The sequence below is a fragment of the Chryseobacterium sp. RLHN22 genome (genome assembly GCF_051011795.1).
In the GTDB taxonomy this organism is placed as follows: domain Bacteria; phylum Bacteroidota; class Bacteroidia; order Flavobacteriales; family Weeksellaceae; genus Chryseobacterium; species Chryseobacterium zhengzhouense.
This window is the reverse complement of the sequence record NZ_JBPCHW010000011.1, coordinates 1-20,575: the sequence shown is the minus strand read 5'-3', so window position 1 is coordinate 20,575 and position 20,575 is coordinate 1. Positions and strand designations below refer to the sequence as shown.

Genomic DNA, 20,575 nt, shown 5'->3' with positions numbered 1-20,575 from the left:
CATGTTTTTTACTTGCTGAATTTATAATTATCGTAATGCCATGAAAGAGAGTGGCTTTTGAAATAATTGAGTTACAGTTTTTATTTTAAAAATCTGTAATTGAAACAAAGCAATAGTGAAAAAACAAAAAAATTTTAAAATAATAAAAGATAAAAAAGTATTAAATTATGAATACACAGACAGACTTTATAGGAGACATTGTAGCAGAAGATTTTAGAACTGCTGCGATATTCAAAAAATATGGCATCGATTTTTGTTGTAAAGGAGGTAGAACGATAGAAGAAGCGTGTGGTCCGAGAAATTTAGATAGTGATCAAATTTATTCAGACATAGAAAATCTTCCGAAGACTGATGGTAATTCTATTGATTTCAACAGTTGGCCATTAGATCTTTTAGCAGATTACGTAGAAAAAACGCATCACCGCTATGTGGAAGAAAAAACACCTGTTTTGAAACAATTTTTGGATAAGTTATGTAAAGTTCATGGTGCCCTGCATCCTGAGTTATTCGAGATCAGGGATCTGTTTTTTGCATCTGCACAGGATTTGGCTTCACACATGAAAAAAGAAGAGTTAATGCTTTTCCCATTTGTTAAAAATATGGTTAGAGCGCAAATAGAAGGAATGGCAATTCCGCAACCTCCATTTGGATCGGTAGAAAACCCGGTAAATATGATGAAGCACGAGCATACTGTTGAAGGAGAGCGATTAAGAAAAATTGCAGAACTTACAGATGAATATACACCTCCTGCAGATGCTTGTAATACCTATAAAGTAACATTTGCAATGCTTCAGGATTTTGAAAATGATCTTCATAAACATATTCATTTAGAAAATAATATTCTCTTTCCAAAAGCGATTCAATTAGAAAAAGAATTTTCAGTAGAACACTAAATTGAGAAGATTATGACAACTAAAAAGTTATGGACCTGGCTTGCTGCCGTTATTATCGGATCATTTGCCGTTTTGATTTACTACGGTGTAGATATTTACAGGAAAATCCCTCCGGTTCCCGATAAAGTTGTTACAGCTGATGGAACAGTTATGGCAACAGGGCAAGATATAAAAGATGGTCAAAATGTTTGGCAGTCGATCGGTGGACAGACTGTTGGGAGTATTTGGGGGCACGGAGCCTATATTGCACCCGATTGGAGCGCAGATTACCTTCATCGCGAATCTCTGCTTTTATTAGATGAATTGGCAAAAAAAGACGGGAAAACTTATAAAGATCTTCCCGATGATGAGCAGGCAAGATATAAGGTACTTCTGAAAAGAGAAATCCGAAAAAACACTTTAGATGAGGCAACTCAGACGATTGTAATTTCTCCTGAAAGAGCTAAAGTACAGGCAGAATTAGCAGAATATTATGCTAAGATATTTATGAATGATGCGGAGATGAATCAGCTTCGTGACCATTATGCCATTCCTAAAAATACAGTGAAAACTGAGGAGAGGATGGCAAAAATGAATGCTTTTTTCTCTTGGGCAGCCTGGGTTTGTATCACAGATCGTCCCGGAGACACAGGAATTACATACACCAACAATTGGCCTCATGATGAACTGATAGGAAATATTCCTCCACCATCGCTGCATTTGTGGTCTGGATTCAGTGTATTAATGTTATTAGGTTGCGTTGGGTTGTTGGTTTTCTATCACGCTAAAAATAAAGAAGAAGAGATCAGTGAAATGCTTCCATTGGAAGATCCTTTGAGAAGTATGAAACCTACAGCTTCGATGCGTGCAACTTTAAAATACATTTGGGTTGTTGCTTTATTGATTTTAGTGCAAATGTTTGCAGGTGTCATCACAGCGCATTACGGAGTTGAAGGAAGTGGGTTCTATGGTTTTCCGCTCGATGAGTTTTTACCGCAGTCAATTTCGAGAAGCTGGCATGTGCAATTAGCTATTTTCTGGATTGCAACTTCTTGGTTAGCGACAGGATTATACATCGCTCCTGCAGTTTCAGGATACGAGCCAAAATATCAGGTTTTGGGTGTCAATATTTTGTTTGGAGCCCTATTGATCGTAGTTTTTGGCTCATTAGCCGGACAATGGTTAGGCGTGATGCAAAAGTTGGGCTATGTAGATAATTTCCTTTGGGGACATTCTGGTTATGAGTACGTAGAATTGGGAAGAATTTGGCAGATCTTATTGTTAGTGGGATTAATTCTTTGGTTAATTTTAATGGTAAGAGCTCTTTTACCAGCATTGAAAAAGAAAGATGGCGACAGACATTTATTATTACTCTTTACACTTTCCGCAGTGGCAATCGCATTATTTTATGGTGCAGGATTGATGTATGGAAGACAAACCCACATGGCAATTGCAGAATATTGGAGATGGTGGGTGGTTCATCTTTGGGTAGAAGGATTCTTTGAAGTATTTGCAACCGTTGTAGCTGCGTTTTTATTTACGAGATTAGGATTACTAAGATTAAAAGCAGCAACTCACGCAGTATTATTTTCTACAATTATTTTCCTTGCCGGAGGTATTTTGGGGACGTTCCACCATTTATATTTCAGTGCAACACCAACAGCAGTTCTGGCTTTGGGAGCAACATTTAGTGCACTCGAAATTGTTCCGTTGGTTTTAATAGGATTTGAAGCGTATCAAAATTACCAAATTAGTAAATCTACCAAATGGATCAAAGCGTATAAGTGGCCAATTTACTGTTTCATTGCAATGTGTTTTTGGAATTTCTTAGGAGCAGGTATTTTCGGATTTGCCATTAATCCACCGATAGCATTGTACTATATTCAAGGGCTTAATACCACTGCAGTTCACGGCCATGCTGCACTATTTGGAGTGTATGGAATCCTGGGAATTGGTTTGATGATGTTTATGTTGAGAGGATTGTATCCGGACAGAGAATGGAATGATAAACTGATCGGTTGGGCTTTTTGGTTAACTAATATCGGATTATTGGTGATGGTAACCATAAGTTTGCTGCCGATAGGAATTATGCAATCTGTAGCCTCAATTAAAGAAGGGTATTGGTATGCACGTTCCGCCGAATTTATGCAAACCGATATGATGCATACATTGAGATGGCTACGTGTTCCGGGTGATATTTTATTGGCAATAGGAGAAATGCTGTTAGTAATTTTCATTATCGGACTGAAAACCGGCTGGTCTTTAAAAGATAAAAGATAATCAATTATTTAATCCTGAGAACTGCCACTTTTGTAGTGGTGGTTCTTTTAAATTTTAAAATATGAAAAGAAACGAAAACTTAGTCCCGCTTTCCCGAGATCATCATTTCGGATTGCTTTGCAGCTGGAAAATTCGTCAAGGGATCAAAAAGAATGTTTCTTATGACAGAATAAAAAAATACATCAATTACTATTGGCAGGAAAATCTGAGTCGTCATTTTGAAATCGAAGATCTCGTACTTCCCGAAACTGAAAACAATATTCTTCAGATTCAGATGGAAAAAGAACACATCGAGATCCGTAAGTTGATCAATACTATGAATCAAACTAACGATATCCGTATTTTAGGAGATTTTGCGGATGCTTTAAGCAATCATATTCGTTTCGAAGAGCGGATGTATTTTCCTCATTTAGAAGAACATTTATCTGATGTGAAACTGAATAATATTGGAGCTCAACTTGAGCAAATACATCAAAAAGAAAATGATTTTTATCAAGATGAATTCTGGAAATAAATTATTGAATTTAAATTAAAAACATGAGCATTCATATTCAATCACGATTGGGCGACTATCTTTATTTGGCGATGGGTGACTGTAACGGCCATAAAGTTGTAATAGCAGTTGGTTACACTTATGGTTACGCAGATAAAAAAGCTAAACAATTTGAAGAAGCAAGTCAGGGAACGGTAAAATATATTGATATTTCAGTCGTGAAATCTGGTGATAAAGAAAAATGCAAAACTTTGGAAAAATTGGTTTGATCTTACAAATCCCCACAAAATATTTTTGAATTTTCAATGGATAGCCTTATCTTTGAAAAGGATAAGAAAGTCTTATTTTAAATCTTTCTTTTCGTTTATTTTATGAAAAATTGGATTTATTTAAGACTTTCTTTTTGCTTATTTTTAGCAACAATTTTAATGTTAAATTGTAAAAAAACTGAATCTGATTTTACAAAAAAGTCGACACAAAACTTTACAATTTCAGTTGCAGCAGCAGCTAATCTTCGGGATGTTTTGGAAGAATTGAAACAGATTTATATGAAAGAAAATCCTGATAAAAAAGTCGAAATTACTTTTGGTTCGTCGGGTTTGCTGGTTCAGCAGATTTTAAATGGAGCACCTTTCGATTTGTTTCTGTCAGCCGATTCTTCTTTTCCAGATAAGTTAAAAAGTAAAAATAAAACTTCTGGAAATTCTGAAATTTACACCTTTGGAAAAGTGGCTTTATGGAGTTCAAAAGCCAATGTTTCCAAAGGTTTGAAACTGATTTTAAATCCTGAAATAAAAAAAATAGCTATCGCCAATCCAGATCTTGCACCTTATGGAAAAAATACGGTCGAAGCTTTGAAAAAAATGGGAATTTATTCTCAAATTGAAAACAAAATTGTTTGGGCAGAAAATATCAATCAGTCCGCACAATTTGCTTCAACAGGAAACGCAGATATCGCATTCATCGCACTTTCCAATGCAAAGAACAAAGGAATGATGACACGAGGAAATTTCTACGAATTATCAGCAAGCGAATGTTTACCAATCGCCCAAAGCGGAATTGTTTTGAAAAGTAAAAATCAAACCGAAGCAAAAGATTTTTTTGATTTTATTAAAAGTAAAAAAGCCAGCCAAACTTGGGAAAAGTACGGTTATCAAACAAAAATTTCAAAGTAAATGCTTGATCAGGATTTTATTTACACTTTATTACTCACCGGAAAATTAGCGTTGATAACAACAACGATTCTGATATTCACCGGTGTTCCGATTGCATATTGGCTTGCTTATTCAAAGTTTAAATTGAAATTTATCGTCGAAACTTTAATCTGTATGCCAATGGTTTTGCCACCAACAGTGATGGGATATTACTTGTTGGTCGCCTTCAGCCCCGAAAATGCATTCGGAAATGTTTTGCAGGAATTTTTTGATGTTCGCCTCGCATTTTCCTTTAACGGAATTGTGGTTGCGAGCATTATCGCGAATCTTCCGTTTATGATTCAGCCTTTGCAGAACGGCTTTTCTGCATTGAATGATGATTTGCGCCAAATTTCTTACACTATGGGAAAATCTAAAATTACAACTCTATTTAAAGTTCTTATTCCTAATGTCAAAACGTCTGTTATTACAGGAATTGCGCTCACTTTTGCCCATTGCATCGGTGAATTTGGTATTGTCATTATGGTCGGCGGAAATATTCCTAAAGAAACAAGAATCGCTTCTGTCGCGATTTACGACCAGGTTCAGGCGCTGAATTTTGAAGTTGCAAACCGTTATGCATTCATACTTTTCATCGTTTCTTTTTTGATTTTATTGTTGATTTACGGTATCAATCGAAAAATTAATTTTACCACTTTCCGATGATTGAATTGAATATAAAACATCAGATTTTCACTTCTTCCGGAAGCAAATTTCTGGAGGTTAGTGAAGTGATTGAAAAGGGAAGTTTTATCTACATTTCGGGCGATTCCGGAATTGGAAAAACCACTTTTTTCAAGATTTTAGCAGGAATTATTACTCCGAATTTTGGCATTATTAAAGTCAATAATTCCATTTTGTTAGATACCGAAAACCGAATTTTTCTGTCTCCTCAAAAGCGAAATATTTCGATAATGTTCCAGAATTACGCGTTGTTTCCGAATATGACGGTAAAGCAAAATATCACTTTTGCACAAAAAGACAAAAACCTAGAAATAATCGATTATTATTTAGAAAAATTTAATCTGAAAATTCTGGAAAATGTTTTTCCTCCAAAGCTTTCTGGCGGACAACAGCAAAGAGTTGCCTTAGCGAGAGCGTTGGCTCAAAATGCCGAAATTATTTTGCTTGACGAACCACTATCAGCTGTTGATGCATCTTTACGACACTCGATGATGGAAGAAATTTTGAAAATTAATCAAGATAAAGATTCGACGATTTTTATGATCAGTCATAACCAAGGCGAATTTCAAAATGTTAGTTTCAAAAATTTGATAATCAGTTAATATAAAGTTTTTATCCTCTAAACTTTATTCATCATTAAATTTTAATAATTCTTTATTTTCTTCATAAAACTGCTTTGAAATTTAAAATAAGACAAAAATGTCTTATTTATGACTCTTATCATATTGCTATTTTTATTAAGTATAAATAAAATTAATTCCTTTGTAAAAATAATTTATACATTATGAAATTAAAATCAATTTTTGCTCTTTTATTAGTGCTTCTAATTTTCACTTCATGTAGCAGTAGCGACGATAGAGAAGAAGATATTGCAACAGCAGGAGAAATCAAAACGCATCAATTTTTAGATGCAAGATCGTACACCAACTGGATTTATTTTTCATTTTCAAAAAATGAAATTGTTACCGTTTCAGATCCTCAAAATGATAATAATTGGGACATCGCTTTCCACAGAGGTGATGTAAAACTGAATGGTGGAAAATCTGGAAAAGGGAGTGGCGAAGCAATCAACACAAACAAAACTGAATGGAACTCCATCATTTCTGCACCAACTTCCGGATACGTGAAAGACGAAATTGGAAAAATCACAACTGCGTTTACAGGAACTGGAATCACGGAGGAAGATCAACCGTTTTCTCAAACTTTAACAACTTGGTTAACAGTCGATACAAGCAGTCCGCCACCAAAATATACGGTTCATAATTTTGTGTATGTTGTGAAATCGGCTTCTGGAAAATTTGTGAAACTACAGATTTACGATAATAAAAGTGCAACAAACACTGCTGGTCACGTAAGTTTCAAATACCAATACAATGCTGAAGGCGGTTCTGCTTTTTAAAATCAACAAATTAATCTCGGGTTATTGAATGAAATGAATTGTTGGATATGTTTCAGCAATTCATTTAAAAAAGAATGGAGATGCTAAAAAAACTGATAATTCTTCCACTGATATTTCTTTCAAATATTCTCTGGTCTCAGACTGAAAATCTTTCCGAAAAACAAGAACAATACAAAGATATTGAGCAAGTTGTAGTAACGGCGACCAGAACCGAAAGAAAACTGAAAGACGTTCCTGTAACCACACAAGTCATCACTTCTGAAGCGATTGAGAAATCGAAAATGGCAAATTTTCGTGATTTTATGGAGCAAGAATTGGCGGGTGTAGAATTTACTAATAATGGTGGTCACGCAAACATCAATATGATGGGATTTGGCGGGAAATATGTTCTTTTTCTGATTGACGGCGAAAGAATGGCAGGGGAAACTTTTGATAATATCGATTACAACAGAATTGATATGAACAACATCGAGCGTGTGGAAATCGTGAAAGGAGCGTCGTCTTCTTTGTATGGCTCCAATGCGATTGGTGGTGTCATCAATATCATTACTAAAAAGCTTAAAAAACCTTTGCAGAGCAGTGCTTCGGCTTTATACGGAAGCAATAAAGATCAGAATTACAATTTAACTTTCGGAACAAAACAAAAATGGGGAAGTGCAGGTTTTTCAGCGTTTTATAAAAGCAGAGATCCTTATTTATTGACTGATACAGAAGCGTTAAAACAAGATTACACCCACGGAAATATTGTGGAACAAAAACTGAGCAGTACCTACATTGCTGGATATACAGATTACGGTTTCAGTCCGAATGTTTCCACAAAAATTACGCCAAAAATCCAGACAGAAATCAATACAGGTTTTTACTTTCAGGAGAGAAATATGGGTGGTTTGGATGGCTTTAAAGTTCGGGATCAGTTTCATAATTTCAGAACTGGGATGAAGACAAGTTTTCAGCTTCGCGAGAACAGCAATTTGGTTGTATCAGGAAGTTATGATGAGTATCAGAAATTCGATTTTTATAAATTATTAAATCAAAAAGATAAAAACTACGAGAACAAAATCTGGCGAGTTGGTTCCATTTACGATGTTCAACTTTTCGGAAAACATTCTTTGGTTGCCGGTGCAGAAGCTTTTTCTGAAGATTTGCTCACATTTATGTTTGTGAGTGATGGTTCTGGTGCGAAAAGAGATGCTCAGAATTATTCACTTTTCACACAGCAGGAATGGAAATTGGCAGATGCTTTTACCTTGGTTACAGGTGCGAGATACGATTATCATTCACAATTCAAAGGACATCCGACTTTTCGTTTGTCGGGAATGTACAAAGTCAATAAAAATATGACTCTTCGAGGTGGATATTCCGGAGGTTTCCGAGCACCGACGCTGAAAGAATTGTACACCGATTGGTTTCATCCTTATGGTGGCGGTTTTCAGATCATTGGAAACAACAATATGAAAGCGGAGAAAAGCAACAATTTCAATATTTCTTCGGACTTAAATTTCAAAAAACTGAACATCACATTGATGGCTCAATATTCCAAAATTCAGGACAAAATCAATGCAAATTGGGTTTCCAGCGATACCGTTCAGTACATAAATGTTGGGAAAACCGATGTTTTCAGCAGTGAAGTTTCTTTGTCTTATCGTTTGAGAAAATCATTGTTGTTGAAAGGTGCCTATACTTATGTTTATGAAAATCCACAAAAAAGATCGATAACAAGACCGCATACAGCGACTGTGAGAGCGGATTATACTTTGGATTTTCTCAAAAAATATGCTTCAACAATTAGTTTCAGTGGAAAATATTTCAGCAGTATGAATACGTTCGGAACTGCGGATATCACAGATGTTGATAACACAACGGGAAGCGATACGCACACAGAAGAATACAAAATTTACTACGAGCCATATTCGATCTGGCGATTGCAGTTGTCTGCGCCTTTGCTTTTAAATTTTACAGCAAGCGCAGGAATCAATAATTTATTTGATTATAAAACCAAATTTTCAAGTTTTTACTCCAGCATTTCGCCTGGCAGAACATATTATATAGGATTAAAATGGGATCTCAATTAATTAAAAACAAAAAAAAGGCAATCTACTTTGGTCTTGCCATCGTTTTACTTTTCGCAGGTTGGTTTATTTGGAAATCAACTGCATCTGCAACACGCATTGCTTTGGTCAATTTTCAGCCGTATCAAGCGTCGAATATCGCATTGTCGAATCAGGATAAAATGATAAAATTTAAGGAAGTTTCTTTGGATAATATCGATAAACTCAAGAATTATGATTTTGTTCTCGGTTTCGGAATGGGACTTAAAATCGATGACAAACAACGTGCAAAACTAACTAAGATTTCCAAAGAAGTACCGATGCATTTCACTTCGGTTACGAATCCTGAAAATAATATCAACAGTTTAGATTCGCTTCAACTGAAGAAAGTTTCGTCTTATCTCGAAAGCGGAAATAAAGAAAATTATCAAAATCTGGTTCGCTACATCCGAAAGGATATTGATGGTAAAAAACTATTCGTCACCAATCCTAAAGATGCGATTGCGAGTAAAGAAAATGTCTATTTCCATATTGATGAGAAAGTAGCTTTTAACGATATTAAATCTTATGAAGATTACCTCAAAAAAAATAATTTCTATAAAGAAGGTGCACCAAAAGTAGCTTTGATTTCTGGTATTCACGATCCTTTTAGCGGAAACAAGCAGTATTTGGACAGCATTATTGTCTCATTTCAAAAGTCCGGTTTGAATGTTTATCCTGTTGCTTCTTTCACCGATAGAATCAGATTTTTATCAGAAATAAATCCAAATGCAGTCGTCTATTTTCCACACGGTCGTCTCACAATGGGAAATCCCGACGAAGCTGTCAATTGGCTGAAACAAAGAAATATTCCGTTTTTCACACCACTTTCTATTTTGCAGTTGGAAGAAAAATGGTTGGAAGATGCAATGGGAATGGTCGGTGGATTTATGGGGCAATGTATCGTAATGCCGGAATTGGACGGCGCGATTTATCCTTATGTTCTCATCGCTCAGGAAAAAACCAAAGACGGAATGTTTTTGTTTAAAACGATTCCTGACAGATTGGCAAAATTCACCCAAATCGTAAATAATTTTATTGATTTGAAAAACATAAAAAATCAGGATAAAAAAGTTGCGGTCTATTATTTTAAAGGTGAAGGAAAAAACACGCTGAACGCACAAGGAATGGAAGGTACAGAGTCTCTCTACAACGTTCTGAAGCGATTGAAAGCTGAAGGTTACAACCTGAACGGGCTTCCCGAAACCGAGAAAGAATTTGAAAATATTATTCAAAAACAAGGGAGTATTTTCAGTCCAAAAGCGAAAGGTCATTTCGAGGAATTTGTGAAAAATGGAAAACCGACTTTGATAGAATCTTCGAAATATGATTCTTGGCTGAAATCTTCATTAAGCAAAAAATCCTATGATGATGTCATCAAAAAATATGGTTCTGCACCGGGAGATTTTATGAATATCAATCAAAACGAAAAATCTTATCTCGCAATTTCTGCGGTTCGTTTTGGTAACATAGCATTGCTTCCACAACCATCTGCAGCGATTGGTGATGATGAATTTAAAATTACTCACGGCGTAAAAGAACCTCCAACTCACGCTTATTTGGGCGCTTATCTTTGGGCTCAGAAAGAGTTTAAAGCAGATGCAATGCTTCATTTCGGGACGCACGGAAGTTTAGAATTTACGCCAGACAAACAAGTTGCTCTTTCCGGAAACGATTGGGGCGATATTTTGGTCGGAACGATTCCTCATTTTTACTATTACACGATTGGAAATATCGGCGAAAGTATGATGGCTAAACGAAGAACTTATGCAACAACGATTTCTTATTTAACGCCAGCTTTTGTAGAAAGCGATATGCGAAATTACTTCCGAAGTTTGCAAGATAAGATTAGATTTTATCATAAAACGGATGCTAAAAATAAACCTGAAATTTCTATCGAGGTTAAGAAAATGGCTGTTAAAATGGGACTTCACAGAAGTTTGAGATTAGACAGTATTCTCACAAAACCTTATTCTGAAATGGAAATCGAAAAGCTGGATAATTTTGCTGAAGAAGTTTCTACGGAAAAAATCAATGGTGAATTTTATGTTGCTGGACAAGCTTATAAATCAGAAAAAATAAATTCTACCGTTTTGGCGATGAGCGCAGATCCAATTGCTTACAGTTTAGCTTCATTGGATAAAATGAATGGAAAAGTAACGGATATTCAACTGAAAAATAAAGCTTTTTTTAATCAAAAATATTTGAATCCTGCGAAAGTTTTAGTGAATCAAATTTTAAATGGAAAACAAGTTTCTCCAGAATTTGTAAGCTCTGTTGCTGGTGTTAAAATGGATGAATTAGAAAAATCCAAATTGCTTTTGAATCCTCCAAAAATGCGACCTGCGTTTTTAGATAAAAAATCAGGAAAAGGAAAACCGAATTTAAGTAAAATGAAAGGTCAAAAACCAGACTTTGCAAAATCCGGAAATCAGAAATATTCAGGAAAACCAAATGCTGAAAAACCATCAGGAAAGCCATCTTTTGCAGATTCCAAAAAACCTGAAATTCCAAAAGCGATGAAGGATAAAGCGAGGGCAATTTTGGAAATCGACAGAACTTTGACCAATGTTTTGCGCTACAAAGAAAATCTTCTAAAAAGCCCTGAATTTGAATTGCAGACTTTGCTAAACGCTTTATCCGGCGGTTACATTGCGCCTTCTTCTGGCGGAGACGCAGTTGCAAATCCGAATGCTGTTCCAACTGGGCATAATTTATATTCCGTAAATGCAGAATCTACGCCGTCAGAAATTGCATGGGACAGAGGCGTGACTTTAGCTCAAAAAACACTGGACGAATACAAGAAAAAACATAAAGAATTTCCTAAAAAAATCTGTTATACATTTTGGAGCAGTGAGTTTGTAGAAACGGAAGGTGTTTCCATTGCGCAGGTTTTATACATGTTGGGAACCGAGCCTGTGAGAGATACTTACGGTAGAGTTTCGGATGTGAGATTGATTCCATCAAAACAATTGGGAAGACCAAGAATTGATGTGATTATTCAGACTTCTGGTCAGTTTAGAGATTTGGCGACTTCACGATTATTCTTAATTTCTAAAGCCATCGAATTAGCAGCGAATGCAAAAGATGAAGGTTTTGAAAATCAAGTTAATAAAGGAACTTTAGATATTGAAAAACAATTGGTAGCCAACGGAGTTCCACCAAAAGATGCGCGGGAAATGTCGAAGCAAAGGATTTTCGGAGGTTTGCAGGGAAGATACGATACAGGAATCAAAGAACTGATTACAGCAGGAGATAAATGGACTTCCCAAAAGGAAATCGCCGACCAATATATTTACAATATGGGCGCAACTTACGGACAGGAAAAAGATTGGGGAAAATACAGCGAAGGAATGTTGAGAGCGGCGCTTAAAAATACGGATGTCATTATTCAGCCTCGTCAAAATAATACTTGGGGCGCAATAAGTTTGGACCACGTTTACGAATTTATGGGCGGAATGAACACGGCAATCAAAGAAGTGACGGGCAAAGATCCAGACGCATATTTGGCAGATTACCGAAACCGAAATAATATGAGAATGCAGGAACTGAAAGAAGCAATTGGTGTGGAAGCCAGAGCAACGATTTTCAACCCGACTTATATTAATGAGGTGATGAAAGGAAAAGCTTCCAGCGCATCGCAAATTACAGAAATCGTGACCAATACTTACGGCTGGAACGCAACCAGACCAGAAGTTATTGACAATGAAATGTGGAACGAAATCTATGATACTTATATGAATGACGTTCATAATCTTGGCGTGAAAGAATTTTTTACGAAAGAAAATCCTGCCACTTTGCAAGAAATGACAGCCGTAATGCTGGAAACTTCCCGAAAAGGAATGTGGAAAGCCAATGCAGAACAATTGAAAGGTCTTGCTTCGCTTCATACGAAATTGGTAAAAGAATTTGGCGCAGAACCTGGAGGTTTTGCTGGAGACAATACAAAATTACAGGATTATATTTCTAAAAACAGCTCTCCTGAAGATGCGAAAATTTATAAAGAACAGATTCGGGAAATGAAAGAAGGCGTGAACGATGGGAAAATTTCTAAAGACGGAAAAGTTCTTAAAAAAGAAGAAAGACAAACTGCAGATCAACAGGAAAAAACTGAACTGAACGGCGTTTTCATCGGAGCTGTGGTTGTGATTTTATTCGGAATTTTGATTTTTGTTTTAAGAAAAAGAAGAAAAAACGAACAATAATCTATGAACATCATCATCGACATATTGATTCTCTTCATCATCATCAACACACTGCTGAAATTGAGTTTTTGGAAATTCTGGCAGATTTTGGTAATGGCGATTTTAGCCGGCGGATTTCTATTTTTTGTCTATCCTTTTGCGATAGAACAGTCGCAGGTGAAAATGAAAGAATATCTTCAAAATACAGAGATTCTCAGCAATATTGCGATTTTGGTAACGCTGGAATCTGCAATTTGCCTCAGTTTTTGTTTTACGGCTTTGCTGGAATATATGAATGGAAAACAAAGCAAATGGAATTCGGTTTTGAAATTTTATCCCGGTTTGTTGATTTTTCCTGTTTTGTTGTACCTCCTGACACAAAGTTTTTTCACTTTTACAGGTTTTGATTTTGAAGTTTTATCGATGCTTTTTGCTGTGATTGTCATTGTTTGGATAATCGGTTTAAGTTTCGGAATTCGCTATTTGGTTCCTGAAAAAGATTTGAGATTGGAGATTCATTTTTTGATGAGTTTGTTTGTTGCAATTCTTGGATTAATCGTCACAACAAGTGGAAAAATGGTTTATGTTGCAGTAGATGAACCTCTGAATTTCCAAAGGTTAGGATTTACTTTTGGGTTGTTTGGATTTTTATTTTTTGCAGGATTTTTCATTAATAAAATCTGGTGGAAATTTTTTCGGAAACCATAGTCTGGAACACAGAATTGCTCGCAGCCCGACTTGAATGGAGCTCTTTTTGTGAGGAGGAATGACGAGCAAAAAAGCGGGAGTGGAAGGCGTAAAAGCTGCCATAAAAAGTAAATATAAAATTGCTTTCGACGTAGTCAAATAGCTGCCCAAATCATAAAAATAATTTAAAAAAATAATAGAATAAAACGAAAATGGAAACAATTTCTAAAGTACTTTTTTGGGTCGCCAACAGTTTGCTGATTCCCGATATCATCATTTTGCTGATTTTATTTGTACGATCTTTATTGCTTACGGGCAGTTTTTACAACCAGTTTATCACGAAACAGAAAAACGACAAATTGCTGGATTTGTCTATCAAAACATTAAGTTCTGAAACCTCAGAAAATCTGAGAAACAATTTGCCGAAAAAAGATAATTCTTTGTATATTAAATATTTAAGAGATTTGCTCACGCATCGTCCGGATGTTACTTATTCTGATTTTTTGATTTCAAATTTTGAAGGTGAAGCGGAAAAAGACATTGCGGTTTCCAAACTTTTGGCAAAATTAGGACCTGTTTTGGGTTTGATTGGAACTTTGATAGCGATGAGTCCCGCTTTGGTTGGTTTGTCTTCGGGCGATATTTCTGGTATGGCGTACAATATGCAAGTGGTTTTTGCGACCACGGTTGTCGGTTTGGTGGTGAGTGCTGTCGGTTTGGTGACTTTGCAATTCAAGCAAAGATGGTATGCCAAAGAAACCAATAATTTGGATTATGTTGCCCAAGTTTTAACCCAAGATTTGCAGAAATGAGAAGAAAAAGACGCATGTCTAAATTTCGGGTAGAAGAGGATGTTGATCCGTTGAGTGTGATTGTAAATCTTTTTGATGTTGCGATGGTTTTCTCTGTGGCTCTGATGGTTGCAATGGTGATGAATATGAATATGTCGGAAGTTTTCACAAAAGAAGATTTCACCGTTGTGAAAAATCCGGGTAAAGATAATATGGAAATCATCACCAAAGAAGGCGGAAAAATTAATAAATATACACCATCTGAAGACAAAAAATCGTCTGACAAAAAAGGCAAGAAAATCGGAATCGCGTATGAGCTGGAAAATGGTGAAATTATTTATGTTCCGGAGTAATTTTTAACTTTGAGAAATAGTACTGAATAAGAAATGAAAAACTTTAATTTTTGGTTAAAAATCTGCGTTTTCAATTTCTTCGTTGTATCGACCGTCGGTGTGATGATGCGCTACAATATGGCTTTTTCTTTGTCTGGGTTTAATCATAAATTTATGCAGGAATCGCATTCACATTTTGCATTTTATGGTTGGGTTTCGGCGGGAATTTTTCTTTTTGTGACGAAATATTTAAGTGAAAATTTCAAGAAAATCAATCTTGCGAAATATCAATATTTAATGATTTGCAATCAAATTGGTTCCTACGGAATGTTGTTTACATTTCTTTATGGAGGCTATTTTTGGTTGTCGATTGTCTTTGCGTCGATTGCTTTGTTTACTGGGTTTGCATATTTTATTTTTTTGTTAATTGATACAAAATCGAATGAAAATCCTGAAATTATCTGGTTGAAATCAGGCGCTTTTTTTGCCACATTTTCAGCAATCGGGATTTTCGGATTGGCGTATTTTTCTAGCAAGAAAGAAGAGTTTGATGTTCTGTTTCGAGCTTCCACTTACTTTTATTTGCATTATCAATACAACGGATTTTTCCTGTTTTCCTGCATCGGATTATTGTTGATTTCATTAAAAAAAATCGGAATTGAAATCAAGGAAAAACTCAACAAAACCATTTTCTATCTTTTGTTTTTCGGATGTTTTTTCGGTTACGGATTGTCCGTTTTATGGATTGAAATGAACTCAGTTTTATATGGATTTTTTGTCTTGATTTCCGTAATTCAATTCTTCGGCGCAATTCCATTTTTGAATTGGATAAGAAAAACGAATATTTTTAAGCGTCAAAATTTTATACAGAAACTTCTTCTTTGTGTTTTTGGTTTTGCTTTTATTCTAAAATTTATTCTTCAAAGTTTATCGGTAATTCCAAGTTTAGGAATTTTTGCTTTTAGCAATATTAACATTGTTATAGCTTATCTGCATTTGGTTTTATTGATGGGAGTTAGTCTATTTTTGGTTTGGAGAATTTTGCAGAATAGAATGATAAAACTAAATCTCGTATTAAAATTCAGTGTGTTATTAATGGTTTTCGGAATTATTTGCAACGAATTTATCTTAGCTTTATCCGGAATTTTTTCAATATTCTACATTCCTTTTTTAAGCTCAAAATATTGGCTGCTCTTTGCTTCGGTTGTTATAATGATTTCAATCCTAACTTTTATACGATCTTTAAAAATTGAAAATAAATAATTTAATATAAAAAAATTACAGTAATTCAGGAGGTTGACTCATAATTTGAAATACACTTCCCAAATCTTTCAAATCTTTAATTTTATATTGGAACATAATAAGGACCTTTTCTCTTACTGCAACTGCAAGATGATGAATAGGACAAGGGTTTTCACCGCTGCAGTGTTTTAAACCCAAAAGACAAGAAGTGAGAACTTCTTTACCTTCAAAATTCTCGTAGATATCTTGAATGGTAAGATTTTCAAATTGCTCATCTGTTAGATAGAATCCTCCTCCTTTTCCTTTTCCTGAAGAGATCAACTGTTTTTTAGTGAGCTGTTGTAAGATTTTAGAGGTGAAATATGTTGGGGTACCTATTTGCTCAGAAATATCAATGATACCTATCTTTTTTCTTTCTGTAGCAAGAACAATGCAGGCTTTAATAGCGTATTGACAGGTATAAGAAAATATTAGCATTTATAATAATTATTTAAAAATGTTTTTTGAATATTTCTACCCAAAAAAATAGTGATAAAATTACAAAATCTTTAAGTAATCAGCTTACTATTGAAATTGAATTTTGTTATCAGACATATTGATGAAATAAAGCATTATGAAATATGTCGTTGTTTCTGATTCAATATTTGAATGTATGGAAAAAACTTAACTAATATAAAAAATAAGATAAAAAGGTCTTATACTATTAATTTAAAACTTCATTATATGCTTAATTCAGAACTTTTACATTATGTACAGGGAACTAAGAAGAATATTCTGTTGAACGTTCTTTTTCGATGGTTTGCTTTGTTGATGAACATTCTAATTTCTTTTTCAGTTGCACGGCTTTTAAATGATTTGTTTATTGGTCAACCTCCTAATTATTTTTTATATTTTATCTCGGTACTGAGTTTTTGGTTGGTCAAATTTTTATTTGAAAGAAGGGCTGAACTTTACGGACATCAATTATCAGAAAGTGTTAAAATAGACCTACGCCAAAAATTTTTCAAAAAGATTATTTCGATTGGACCTTCTTATAATCAGAAAATTTCTACCTCCAAAATTATGCAGCTTGCCGGGGAGGGTATTGAGCAACTGCAAACGTATTATTCAGGTTTTATGCCTCAGTTGTTTTACAGTATTGCGGCCACTTTAACAATGGTTGTGATCAGCTTTTTTATTAATATTAAAACATCACTTATTCTGTTATTACTATCACCAATTATCCCATTAGTGATAGGGATTGGATTGAGGATAGCAAAAAAAATATTAGGTAAATATTGGAAAAGCTACTTTAGTCTTGGACACATTTTTTTAGATAATATACAAGGCCTCACCATGCTAAAAAGTTATGATTTAGATGCAGAAAAACATTTGCAAATGAATCTTAAAGCTGAAGACTTTCGTAAAAAGACAATGAGTCTGCTGAGATCGCAGCTTAATTCAATTAATATGATGGATATTATTGCATTTGGAGGTCTTGCCGCCGGAATTGTTACAGCTTTGTATCAACTAAAAAATCATCAAATGTCAATGTTTGTTTTACAAGGTGATATACGTCTTCTGGCAGTATTTTTTATTATTCTTCTCTGTTATGATTTCTTTGTACCATTAAGAATTTTGGGCTCATTATTTCATGTTGCAATGAATGGAATCTGGGCTAGCACTTTTATAAAGGATGTTCTTGATGCTCCTGAGAATACTCAGGCAAATCAAACAATAGAGAATTTGGATTATGACATACAACTGAAAGAAGTTAGTTCTTCATATGATAAGAATAAAATCATAAGTCATTTGAATATGGAATTTCCTCACAAAAAAATTACTTCAATTGTGGGGCAATCTGGATGTGGAAAATCAACAATTGCAAATTTACTCATTGCAACAGTTACTGGCTATCAGGGTAAAATAATTATTGGAGGAATTGAGAATAAGTTTCTTACCACGGAAAACCGCATGATGACGGTCAATATGCTGACTCATAATCCTTATTTTTTTAAAGGAACTGTCAAAGAAAATTTACATATAGCAAATCCAAATGCAACCAATGAAGAGATGGATTCTTTGTTGAGAGACGTACATCTTTATGATTTTCTCTATGAGCAACAAGGGCTGGAAACATATCTTTCTGAAAATGCCGGCAATTTTTCAGGAGGACAAAAGCAGCGGCTTGCCATTGCAAGAACCCTTCTTCAAGATCCTAAAATTTTAATATTTGATGAAGCAACTTCTAACATCGATGAAGAAAGCGAAGAAATTATCATGAAATTGATTCGTAAAATCTCATGCGAGAAAACCATTATCATTATTTCTCACCGCCTTTCCAATGTAAAACTTTCTGATAATATTTATTATATGTCAGACGGAGAAGTGAAAGAACAGGGCACTCACGAAGAACTTATTAATGCACAGAAAGACTATGCAATTTTATATCAACATCAAAAACATTTAGAAAAGTATGCAAAATAGTAATAAAAGAAAAGATAATATGCTGAATCTTTTTTTAGAACTTCTAAAGTTAGTGAAACCACTTACAGGCTATATGTGTTTGGCGGTAAGCGCTGGTGTTATTGGTTTTTTAATGGCTATTTTCATTCTAATTTTCGGAACATATGCCATGGCAGATATTTTGGGGTTTAAAGTTCCTTTATCATTCAATGTTCTCATCATTTTATGTTTTACGTTTGCCGCTTTGAGAGGATTTCTGCGTTACGGAGAGCAACTATGCAATCATTTTATTGCATTTACCGTACTTGCCTTATTGCGTGATAAAATTTTTTCTGCCTTGCGTCGGCTCGCACCTGCAAAATTAGAAAACAGAGATAAAGGATCACTTATTTCGATGGTTACAGCAGATGTTGAGATTATGGAGGTTTTCTATGCACATACGGTATCACCTATGATAATTGGCGGAATAGTATCTATTGTAATGGTATTGTTCATTGGATCATTTCACTGGATATTTGGTATAATTGCATTATTGACCTATCTATTCGTAGGTGTATTTTTACCTTTATATATTTCAAAAGCAGGAAGGAAAAGCGGCATAAGGCAACGTGAAAGTTTTTCTAAACTCAACGATTATATGTATGAAACTTTAAAAGGAATTAGTGAGATTTTTCAGTTTGGTGTTGAAAAACAAAGAGTTGATACCATTTCTAAAATTGGAACCGACTTAAAGAATAATCAGCGGAAACTGAAAAAATATGGCTTTCAAACAAGTTTATTGAATGGTTTTGCAATGGTTTTTTTTCCTGCTTTAATTCTTATTTTCGGGGGGAAGCTATATCAAACAGGTCAGATAGATTTCCCATCGATGATTATTCCCGTGATTGCGCTTTTATCATCATTTGGTCCTGTTTTAGCGCTTTCGAATGTCGCTAATACTTTACTACTGGTTTCTGCTTCCGGAAAAAGAATCATCGATTTAATTAATGAACAGCCTGAAGTAAATGAAATAACAAACGGTTCTAATATTATTTTTAATAAACTTGAATGTGATAATATCAGTTTTTCTTATCAAAAAGAAAATATTTTGAACGGTTTATCTTTAAATTTAGAACAAAATAAAATTCTCTCCATCAATGGTAAAAGTGGTTCCGGAAAATCTACCTTACTGAAACTTATGATGCGTTTTTGGGAAACAGATAGTGGAACAATAAAAATATCAGACGAAAATATAAACCATATTAATACATCATCTTTAAGGATTAATCAATCATACCTTATTCAAAATCCTATTTTGCTAGACGATACCATTGCTGAGAATATTCGTATTGGTAACTATAATGCAGATTTGGAGAATATTAAAAATGCCGCAAAAAAAGCGAGTATAGATGAGTTTATAAATAAGCTCGAAAATGGTTACGATACTAGAGTGGGAGAGTTGGGAGACCGTCTGTCTGCAGGAGAAAAACAAAGAATAAGTTTAGCAAGATTATTCTTGCATGATGCACCGCTTTTACTTTTAGATGAACCTACAAGCAATATAGATAGTCTTAATGAAGGCATTATTTTAAAATCACTTAAAGAGGCTTCAGTAGATAAAACTATAATTTTAGTAACGCATAGAACTTCAACAAAGGGAATTGCTGAAGAGTATTTAAATATGTCAGAGATTCGCAAATGATAAGTCAACAAAAAAAAGAGGCTGCCTCACTTTTGAGACAGCCTTTTTTTTATATAAATTGTCTCGTCCTAAAACTTCGATACAGATTATAGGATAAAAATAATAATTAAACCAAAGCAAAAACGTTTTTGCTTTGGTTTTTAGTTTTATAGGTTTTCATTTTTAATTCAGACTGCTGGTGCATTTGGTTTGGTGTTAAGTAATG

General features: G+C 34.6%; 17 protein-coding genes. 16 read left to right on the top strand and 1 reads right to left on the bottom strand.

The window, feature by feature from the left end; all coding sequences use genetic code 11:
• The first annotated feature begins 167 nt into the window (after positions 1 to 167).
• From ric to ACR1PN_RS12085, 14 genes are all read left to right on the top strand, one after another.
• Positions 168 to 893 carry an iron-sulfur cluster repair di-iron protein gene (ric, locus tag ACR1PN_RS12150; RefSeq protein WP_433980246.1) on the top strand — a complete coding sequence of 242 codons (726 nt, stop codon included), beginning with the start codon at positions 168 to 170 and terminating at the stop codon, positions 891 to 893.
• A 12-nt stretch (positions 894 to 905) separates the two neighbouring features.
• Positions 906 to 3,152 carry a nitric-oxide reductase large subunit gene (locus ACR1PN_RS12145; protein WP_072408822.1) on the top strand — a complete coding sequence of 749 codons (2,247 nt, stop codon included), beginning with the start codon at positions 906 to 908 and terminating at the stop codon, positions 3,150 to 3,152.
• 61 nt (positions 3,153 to 3,213) lie between these two features.
• Positions 3,214 to 3,666, top strand: coding sequence for a hemerythrin domain-containing protein (locus ACR1PN_RS12140; protein ID WP_433980245.1), 453 nt, complete (start codon positions 3,214 to 3,216; stop codon positions 3,664 to 3,666).
• A gap of 23 nt (positions 3,667 to 3,689) precedes the next feature.
• On the top strand, positions 3,690 to 3,914 hold the full coding sequence (locus ACR1PN_RS12135) for a hypothetical protein (RefSeq protein ID WP_079466024.1): 225 nt from the start codon (positions 3,690 to 3,692) through the stop codon (positions 3,912 to 3,914).
• A 159-nt stretch (positions 3,915 to 4,073) separates the two neighbouring features.
• On the top strand, positions 4,074 to 4,820 hold the full coding sequence (gene modA, locus ACR1PN_RS12130) for a molybdate ABC transporter substrate-binding protein (protein WP_228418940.1): 747 nt from the start codon (positions 4,074 to 4,076) through the stop codon (positions 4,818 to 4,820).
• Positions 4,821 to 5,504 carry a molybdate ABC transporter permease subunit gene (modB, locus tag ACR1PN_RS12125; RefSeq protein WP_433980244.1) on the top strand — a complete coding sequence of 228 codons (684 nt, stop codon included), beginning with the start codon at positions 4,821 to 4,823 and terminating at the stop codon, positions 5,502 to 5,504.
• Positions 5,501 to 6,124 carry an ATP-binding cassette domain-containing protein gene (locus ACR1PN_RS12120; RefSeq protein ID WP_433980243.1) on the top strand — a complete coding sequence of 208 codons (624 nt, stop codon included), beginning with the start codon at positions 5,501 to 5,503 and terminating at the stop codon, positions 6,122 to 6,124. Before modB ends, ACR1PN_RS12120 begins: the two co-directional genes overlap by 4 nt.
• A gap of 182 nt (positions 6,125 to 6,306) precedes the next feature.
• Entirely contained in the window at positions 6,307 to 6,921 is a 615-nt protein-coding gene (locus ACR1PN_RS12115; protein WP_072408830.1) for an HmuY family protein, read from the top strand.
• 80 nt (positions 6,922 to 7,001) lie between these two features.
• The gene (locus tag ACR1PN_RS12110; protein WP_433980242.1) at positions 7,002 to 8,993 is read left to right on the top strand and encodes a TonB-dependent receptor plug domain-containing protein; all 1,992 of its coding nucleotides are present in this window, start codon (positions 7,002 to 7,004) and stop codon (positions 8,991 to 8,993) included.
• Positions 8,978 to 13,213: a cobaltochelatase subunit CobN gene (locus ACR1PN_RS12105; protein ID WP_433980241.1), complete on the top strand. Its 4,236-nt coding sequence runs from the start codon at positions 8,978 to 8,980 to the stop codon at positions 13,211 to 13,213. Before ACR1PN_RS12110 ends, ACR1PN_RS12105 begins: the two co-directional genes overlap by 16 nt.
• Before the next feature lie 3 nt (positions 13,214 to 13,216).
• Positions 13,217 to 13,900: a hypothetical protein gene (locus tag ACR1PN_RS12100; protein WP_433980240.1), complete on the top strand. Its 684-nt coding sequence runs from the start codon at positions 13,217 to 13,219 to the stop codon at positions 13,898 to 13,900.
• A 191-nt stretch (positions 13,901 to 14,091) separates the two neighbouring features.
• Positions 14,092 to 14,691: a MotA/TolQ/ExbB proton channel family protein gene (locus tag ACR1PN_RS12095; RefSeq protein WP_426473889.1), complete on the top strand. Its 600-nt coding sequence runs from the start codon at positions 14,092 to 14,094 to the stop codon at positions 14,689 to 14,691.
• Between the two features lie 14 nt (positions 14,692 to 14,705).
• Positions 14,706 to 15,023 carry a DUF2149 domain-containing protein gene (locus tag ACR1PN_RS12090; RefSeq protein ID WP_228418942.1) on the top strand — a complete coding sequence of 106 codons (318 nt, stop codon included), beginning with the start codon at positions 14,706 to 14,708 and terminating at the stop codon, positions 15,021 to 15,023.
• A gap of 33 nt (positions 15,024 to 15,056) precedes the next feature.
• The gene (locus ACR1PN_RS12085) at positions 15,057 to 16,265 is read left to right on the top strand and encodes a hypothetical protein (RefSeq protein WP_433980239.1); all 1,209 of its coding nucleotides are present in this window, start codon (positions 15,057 to 15,059) and stop codon (positions 16,263 to 16,265) included.
• 15 nt (positions 16,266 to 16,280) lie between these two features.
• On the opposite strand, the gene ACR1PN_RS12080 is transcribed toward ACR1PN_RS12085, so the two are convergent.
• Positions 16,281 to 16,721, bottom strand: a complete 441-nt coding sequence (locus tag ACR1PN_RS12080; RefSeq protein ID WP_079466029.1) for an RrF2 family transcriptional regulator — start codon at positions 16,719 to 16,721, stop codon at positions 16,281 to 16,283.
• 246 nt (positions 16,722 to 16,967) lie between these two features.
• Between ACR1PN_RS12080 and ACR1PN_RS12075 the strand changes: the two genes are divergently transcribed.
• Together ACR1PN_RS12075 and ACR1PN_RS12070 are read left to right on the top strand one after the other, a co-directional pair.
• Positions 16,968 to 18,710 (top strand): ABC transporter ATP-binding protein/permease, encoded by a 1,743-nt coding sequence (locus ACR1PN_RS12075; protein WP_433980238.1) that lies wholly within the window; start codon positions 16,968 to 16,970, stop codon positions 18,708 to 18,710.
• The gene (locus tag ACR1PN_RS12070) at positions 18,700 to 20,370 is read left to right on the top strand and encodes an amino acid ABC transporter ATP-binding/permease protein (RefSeq protein WP_433980237.1); all 1,671 of its coding nucleotides are present in this window, start codon (positions 18,700 to 18,702) and stop codon (positions 20,368 to 20,370) included. Before ACR1PN_RS12075 ends, ACR1PN_RS12070 begins: the two co-directional genes overlap by 11 nt.
• The last annotated feature ends 205 nt before the right edge of the window (positions 20,371 to 20,575 follow it).

What these genes read in the sequence shown, in the direction of transcription:
- ric (WP_433980246.1), top strand. Translation starts at nt 168, where the DNA reads ATGAATACACAGACAGACTTTATAGGAGACATTGTAGCAGAAGATTTT.
- ACR1PN_RS12145 (WP_072408822.1), top strand. Translation starts at nt 906, where the DNA reads ATGACAACTAAAAAGTTATGGACCTGGCTTGCTGCCGTTATTATCGGA.
- ACR1PN_RS12140 (WP_433980245.1), top strand. Translation starts at nt 3,214, where the DNA reads ATGAAAAGAAACGAAAACTTAGTCCCGCTTTCCCGAGATCATCATTTC.
- ACR1PN_RS12135 (WP_079466024.1), top strand. Translation starts at nt 3,690, where the DNA reads ATGAGCATTCATATTCAATCACGATTGGGCGACTATCTTTATTTGGCG.
- modA (WP_228418940.1), top strand. Translation starts at nt 4,074, where the DNA reads ATGTTAAATTGTAAAAAAACTGAATCTGATTTTACAAAAAAGTCGACA.
- modB (WP_433980244.1), top strand. Translation starts at nt 4,821, where the DNA reads ATGCTTGATCAGGATTTTATTTACACTTTATTACTCACCGGAAAATTA.
- ACR1PN_RS12120 (WP_433980243.1), top strand. Translation starts at nt 5,501, where the DNA reads ATGATTGAATTGAATATAAAACATCAGATTTTCACTTCTTCCGGAAGC.
- ACR1PN_RS12115 (WP_072408830.1), top strand. Translation starts at nt 6,307, where the DNA reads ATGAAATTAAAATCAATTTTTGCTCTTTTATTAGTGCTTCTAATTTTC.
- ACR1PN_RS12110 (WP_433980242.1), top strand. Translation starts at nt 7,002, where the DNA reads ATGCTAAAAAAACTGATAATTCTTCCACTGATATTTCTTTCAAATATT.
- ACR1PN_RS12105 (WP_433980241.1), top strand. Translation starts at nt 8,978, where the DNA reads ATGGGATCTCAATTAATTAAAAACAAAAAAAAGGCAATCTACTTTGGT.
- ACR1PN_RS12100 (WP_433980240.1), top strand. Translation starts at nt 13,217, where the DNA reads ATGAACATCATCATCGACATATTGATTCTCTTCATCATCATCAACACA.
- ACR1PN_RS12095 (WP_426473889.1), top strand. Translation starts at nt 14,092, where the DNA reads ATGGAAACAATTTCTAAAGTACTTTTTTGGGTCGCCAACAGTTTGCTG.
- ACR1PN_RS12090 (WP_228418942.1), top strand. Translation starts at nt 14,706, where the DNA reads ATGTCTAAATTTCGGGTAGAAGAGGATGTTGATCCGTTGAGTGTGATT.
- ACR1PN_RS12085 (WP_433980239.1), top strand. Translation starts at nt 15,057, where the DNA reads ATGAAAAACTTTAATTTTTGGTTAAAAATCTGCGTTTTCAATTTCTTC.
- ACR1PN_RS12080 (WP_079466029.1), bottom strand. Translation starts at nt 16,721, where the DNA reads ATGCTAATATTTTCTTATACCTGTCAATACGCTATTAAAGCCTGCATT.
- ACR1PN_RS12075 (WP_433980238.1), top strand. Translation starts at nt 16,968, where the DNA reads ATGCTTAATTCAGAACTTTTACATTATGTACAGGGAACTAAGAAGAAT.
- ACR1PN_RS12070 (WP_433980237.1), top strand. Translation starts at nt 18,700, where the DNA reads ATGCAAAATAGTAATAAAAGAAAAGATAATATGCTGAATCTTTTTTTA.